The organism is Rhizobium sp. PEPV16, from assembly GCF_008919455.1.
Taxonomy (GTDB): Bacteria; Pseudomonadota; Alphaproteobacteria; order Rhizobiales; family Rhizobiaceae; genus Rhizobium; species Rhizobium leguminosarum_Q.
In genome coordinates, this window is the sequence record NZ_VSZV01000153.1 from 3,065 (window position 1) to 7,673 (window position 4,609).

5 protein-coding genes are annotated in these 4,609 nt (G+C 60.1%); 1 reads left to right on the forward strand and 4 read right to left on the reverse strand.

Translation table 11 applies throughout. The features are described from left to right. Window positions 1-305 precede the first annotated feature (305 nt). From FY112_RS03070 to FY112_RS03085, 4 genes are all read right to left on the reverse strand, one after another. Window positions 306-911, reverse strand: a complete 606-nt coding sequence (locus FY112_RS03070; protein WP_017960568.1) for a transglutaminase-like cysteine peptidase — start codon at window positions 909-911, stop codon at window positions 306-308. A gap of 384 nt (window positions 912-1,295) precedes the next feature. After that, a complete protein-coding gene (gene pip / locus FY112_RS03075) occupies window positions 1,296-2,261 on the reverse strand; it encodes a prolyl aminopeptidase (RefSeq protein WP_151517642.1) in 966 nt (321 codons plus the stop codon). A gap of 371 nt (window positions 2,262-2,632) precedes the next feature. Beyond that, entirely contained in the window at window positions 2,633-3,244 is a 612-nt protein-coding gene (locus FY112_RS03080) for a PilZ domain-containing protein (RefSeq protein WP_003539887.1), read from the reverse strand. A gap of 124 nt (window positions 3,245-3,368) precedes the next feature. Beyond that, window positions 3,369-4,013, reverse strand: coding sequence for a PAS domain-containing protein (locus FY112_RS03085; RefSeq protein WP_017960566.1), 645 nt, complete (start codon window positions 4,011-4,013; stop codon window positions 3,369-3,371). Between the two features lie 263 nt (window positions 4,014-4,276). Here FY112_RS03085 and FY112_RS03090 point away from each other — a divergent pair. Then, on the forward strand, window positions 4,277-4,609 hold a 333-nt coding region (locus FY112_RS03090), incomplete at its 3' end, for a rhomboid family intramembrane serine protease (RefSeq protein ID WP_151517644.1).

Sequence of the window (4,609 nt, forward strand, 5' to 3'; positions counted from 1 at the left end):
CGGAGGAGAAACCCCATGGAAGGAAGCGGCTGCTCGTCGGGTGCGCTGTGCGCGGCATGGCTCATGGCGGTTCTTCGCGTTTCGGTCCGCCGCAGGAAGAACATGAGCCGCCGGTGCCGATGATGATTCTCATCGTCATGATCGGACCGGCAAGGTTAATAATTCACTAATGCGCTGGTGGGGATTCTTTAAAGAGGCGAGCCGTTCCCGGGACAGCGGGAACGGCTCTTGGGCACCGGTCGGGGACGGGATGCGGGGACTGACCGGGCCGCAGGCAGCAACCGGCAATGGCCGGCAGGCTGTTCTTACTTGACGCTACCGACCGCGACGGCGCGGCCATCCTGAAGCTTCGACCAGCGGGCCGGATCGTTGGCGGACTGGCGCTTCAGATAGGTGTATTCGGTGTCCGACCACAGCAGCACCTTGTTGCGCATGTTGTCGAGGATGAAGTCGCCATGATCGGTACGAACAGTCAGCACGGCATGGCCTTCGCCATTCGGCTGCAGCACGACGGTGATCAGCGTGTCGGAGGGCGAGAAACCGTCATCGATCAGCATCTTGCGCTTCAGCAGGGCGTAATCCTCGCAGTCGCCGACGGTGCGCGGATAGGCCCAGCGCTCCTCGACACCGTAGATCTGCTCATCCGTCATCGGCTGGATCGACGAATTGACGGCGTAATTGACCTTGAGAATTTCCTTCCAGCGATCCTCGGTGAGGATGGCCGGTCCGGCATCGCCGCCGACCTCGACACATTCGGTCGGGTTGGCCTTGCAGAATTCGTAGTGTCCGATAGGCGGGCTGGCATTGCCTGCCAGGGCCATGCTGGCGGGCATCGCCTGTCCCGAACCCGCCATTGCCATCATGATCGCACCGGCCAGAAGGCCGCCTTTCAGGATATTCCCAGTTGTCATTGCCGTCTCCCCGTAAGTTGAGGTGACAATGGCACAGACGTTTTTATCCCACGCAAAATTACGTAATAGAATTAAATGCTTAGTTGATTCAAATGCCGAGAAAACTTGACTAAAAACAGATTCGAATGCGCATAAAATTTGACGCGGATTTGTCTCGAAATCGATTAAAATTGTAATCGACGCAACAAGGCTTTCGCCCGCGAAAGGGTTGCGTTGCCGTCCTGATGTTAAGGATTTTCGTTGAGCCGGATAAATTCCGCCGGCCGATAAGCGATCTGCGGCGGCGTGCCGCCGGCCGACGATGCCGCCGGAATTGACCGATTTGGTCGGTTCGAAAGCAGAATATCGCTCAGATTGCCGATTCCGGCGGGAAAATTATTTTTGCTAGATATCGCGAAATCGATCGGTGGCAGCGACGATCGCCGCGCTCATATCGGGATTTGCGGTGGAATGGGCAGCATGCGGGAGGATGCTGAGCTCGCTTTGCGGCCAGGCGCGGGCGAGTTCCCAAGCCGTGACGAGCGGCGCCTCGATATCGAACCTTCCCTGCAGCAGGATACCGGGGATGTCGGTGAGCCGCGCGGCGTTCTTCAAAAGCTGGCCGTCCTCCAACCAGGCGCCGTTGCTGAAGTAATGGGTGATGATGCGGGCGCGGGTCAGCAAATAGGCCGGATCGGCCCAACGGCGCGGCCGGCCGTGGGGATCGGCGAGCAGAATCGAGGCGGCCTCCCAATCATGCCAGTCGCGCGCCGCCTTGAGGCGCGTCTCCGGATCCGCATCGTTGAGGAGACGATGATAGGCGGCAACCATGTCCTCGTCTCGTCCCTGGCTTCCCGGAGGGACCGCCTGGCGGAAACGGTGCCATTCTTCCGGAAAGAGCGGCGCCATGCCGCGATAGAGCCAGTCGATTTCCGAACGCCGGGTGGTGGTCACGCCTGACAGGACGATCGCCGCGACGCGCTCCGGATGGGTTTCGGCATAGGCGAGCGCCAGCGTCGAACCCCAGGAATTGCCGAAAAGGAGCCAACTGTCGATGCCGAGATAGGCTCGCAGCCGCTCGATATCGGCAACGAGATGCCAGGTGGTGTTGAGGGAGAGATCGGTTTCAGGATCGGCAGCACTCGGCAGGCTGCGGCCGCAATTGCGCTGGTCGAACAGAATAATTCGGTAGGCGTCAGGATCGAAGTAGCGCCGCGCCGCAGTCGAACAGCCGGAACCAGGGCCGCCATGCAACACCAGCGCCGGGCGACCCGCCGGATTGCCGCAGACCTCCCAATAGATCAGATTGCCGTCACCCGTATCGAGCTGACCATGATCATAGGGTTCGATTTCGGGATAAAGAGCTGACATGGACGCACCTGAGATCGAGGCGGGCCTTATCCGTCATATCCGTGACGAATGGATGACGGGCGAGGGCATTCCCGGGCGCAAAATCACTGCACAAGTTGGGCAACCTCATTGGGTGCCGATCGGTGTCGCAGCTTGTTCCACTCATAATCTTATCTACCGACTGGGTGGAACGACTTGCGACAGGATTTCGCGCTTGCTTTCCAAAGCCAGATTTGTTGCCGCTTGCAAATCTCTTGCCGGTGAAGTGGAGGCTTTTCAACACGACCTGACCGGGCGCGCGCCGGACCTGGCAATTGCGTTGGATGGAAGTCCGTCGAGAATTTACACCCGCCGCGGAACTGCCGGCAAGGCAGCGCCAACTTCCGCAGTTATTAAAGGAATTCGCGTAACGTCTCGCGGGACTGGATCGACAGGAATTCGATTGCCACACCTTCGACGAAATGGCGTACGACGCGACCGCGCATGTTGCCGAGGCGCACGGCCGTTCCGATCGAAGGGCGCATCTCGACGTCGACGGCAGCGCCCGATAGCGAAAGATCCATGATGCGGCAGGAATAGCGCGTGCCGTCCTCGAGCGTCAGCTCGGTCTTTGTGTCGCGTGGCGTCAAACGGTCATGGCGGCGATCCTCGGGCAGGCCGAGTTCGTGCTTGTTGGCAAGCCAGGTGAGCTGGGCCGCGAGCTTCTCGCGCTTCCGGTCGGTGGCGTTGATCGACATGGTGAAGCCGCGGCCATCGATCGTCTGGACATAACCTTCGACGCGGCCGAGATGGTCGATGTAGGCGACGACGCGTTCGTTGGCGCGCGGCCGGCCGAGGCAGGTCACGTACATATCGCCAGGCGACATGTCGATCACCATGCATTCGAATTCCTCGTAGTTCGCAAGCATCAGCCGGCCCTGCATATTGATGGGCACGCGCTGAAAAACGCCCTGTTCAGGGCGCGGCGCAGGTCGTTGCGTCTGAGCTGGCTGGAACGAGTGCATCAAAGGGCTTCTTCATGAAAATCACAGAGACCGATCTTTACCCACAATCCATTAACAGAAGGTTGTTCTGCCCCATTCCCATATAGCGGAAAACGAGTATACGGGCTGTCCTAAAATGGGACCGTCAGCGCGCCTCCACGCTCAGCAGCTGCGACACCATGCGGCGCATGACCTGGCCGAAGTGGATGCTTTTGCCAGCGACGATCCTGTTGATCGGGCGCGGTTCGGCCGGTGCTGCCTTGCCGAATTTTCCGGGCAGCAGGCGGCTGCGGTCGAGCGCCAGGAATTCGAGCGGTACGATCTCCAGCCAGCTCGCGGCCGCTGCCGGCGCGATCGCCCCGAGCAACCTGTCGCAGGCGCCGTCCGGCGAACGCAGCGGCATCATGATAATCTCGAAGGAGGCCTGATGACCGACGGTGCTGTAGCCGGTGGCGTTGAACAGGGCCGGCATGGCATGGTCCATGACGCCCATCGCCGTGCGTTCGATGTCCGCGAGCTGACCATTTGCCCAGAGAGACGAAAAACGTTCGCCGCGCAGGTCACGCCCAAAGAGATCACAGATGCGGGTGCCGGCGAGCCGGAAACCGATGTCTCCGCCCTCGCGCCTCTCCAGAATGAACAGACTCTGGAGAAGATGCGGGACGGCGGAGGGTTCGACCTGTGATTTCAGCGGCGCATCGGCAGCGCCGCGGATACGGTTCCAGTAGTCAAAAATCTCGATGGTCGTTTGCACACGCATTTCACACCAACCTGTCCCATTCCGGAGCATTTTTGGGCAGTCATTGCCCTTACAGGCTCTACCTTGCGGATTTCATGCCAGATCGCGGCCGTTAAGGTTAAGAGATGGTTTCGGTTGAGGTGCAGTGCCCGTCGTGACACTGTCCTGCCATCGCTTCGACTTTCGAAGTTCAGCACAACCTGCCCGGGCCGAGGTCTTTCCTGGGCTCAGGGTCATGCCGTCCGGCACTTCGGACGGCTTTTTTTTTGACAGTCGCTCCTGTATGGCTGTGGCCTCAACGAGGCGAAACACAGATGAATGAGAAGACGGCCGAGCCGCACAAGGCGCCCGAACCTCCCGAGGTCCAGCCGCCGGCACGACCGCGTGAACCGGTCTTCAACCTTCCGCCGGCGTTGTTCTTCAGCCTTTGCCTGCTTGGTGTCATCTATGCGGTGCAGGAGCTCTTGCTATCCGACGATGCGCAGAACTGGCTGTTCTTCACCTTCGGCTTCGTTCCCGCCCGCTATGTGATTCCGCTGTCGCAGCAGGGGCTGGAGCTGTTCTGGACGCCCGTTACCTATTCGCTGCTGCACGGCAGCCTCCAGCATATCGTCTTCAACGCGTTCTGGCTGATGGCCTTCGGCGCG

What these genes read in the sequence shown, in the direction of transcription:
- pip (WP_151517642.1), bottom strand. Translation starts at nt 2,261, where the DNA reads ATGTCAGCTCTTTATCCCGAAATCGAACCCTATGATCATGGTCAGCTC.
- FY112_RS03070 (WP_017960568.1), bottom strand. Translation starts at nt 911, where the DNA reads ATGACAACTGGGAATATCCTGAAAGGCGGCCTTCTGGCCGGTGCGATC.
- FY112_RS03085 (WP_017960566.1), bottom strand. Translation starts at nt 4,013, where the DNA reads ATGCTCCGGAATGGGACAGGTTGGTGTGAAATGCGTGTGCAAACGACC.
- FY112_RS03080 (WP_003539887.1), bottom strand. Translation starts at nt 3,244, where the DNA reads ATGCACTCGTTCCAGCCAGCTCAGACGCAACGACCTGCGCCGCGCCCT.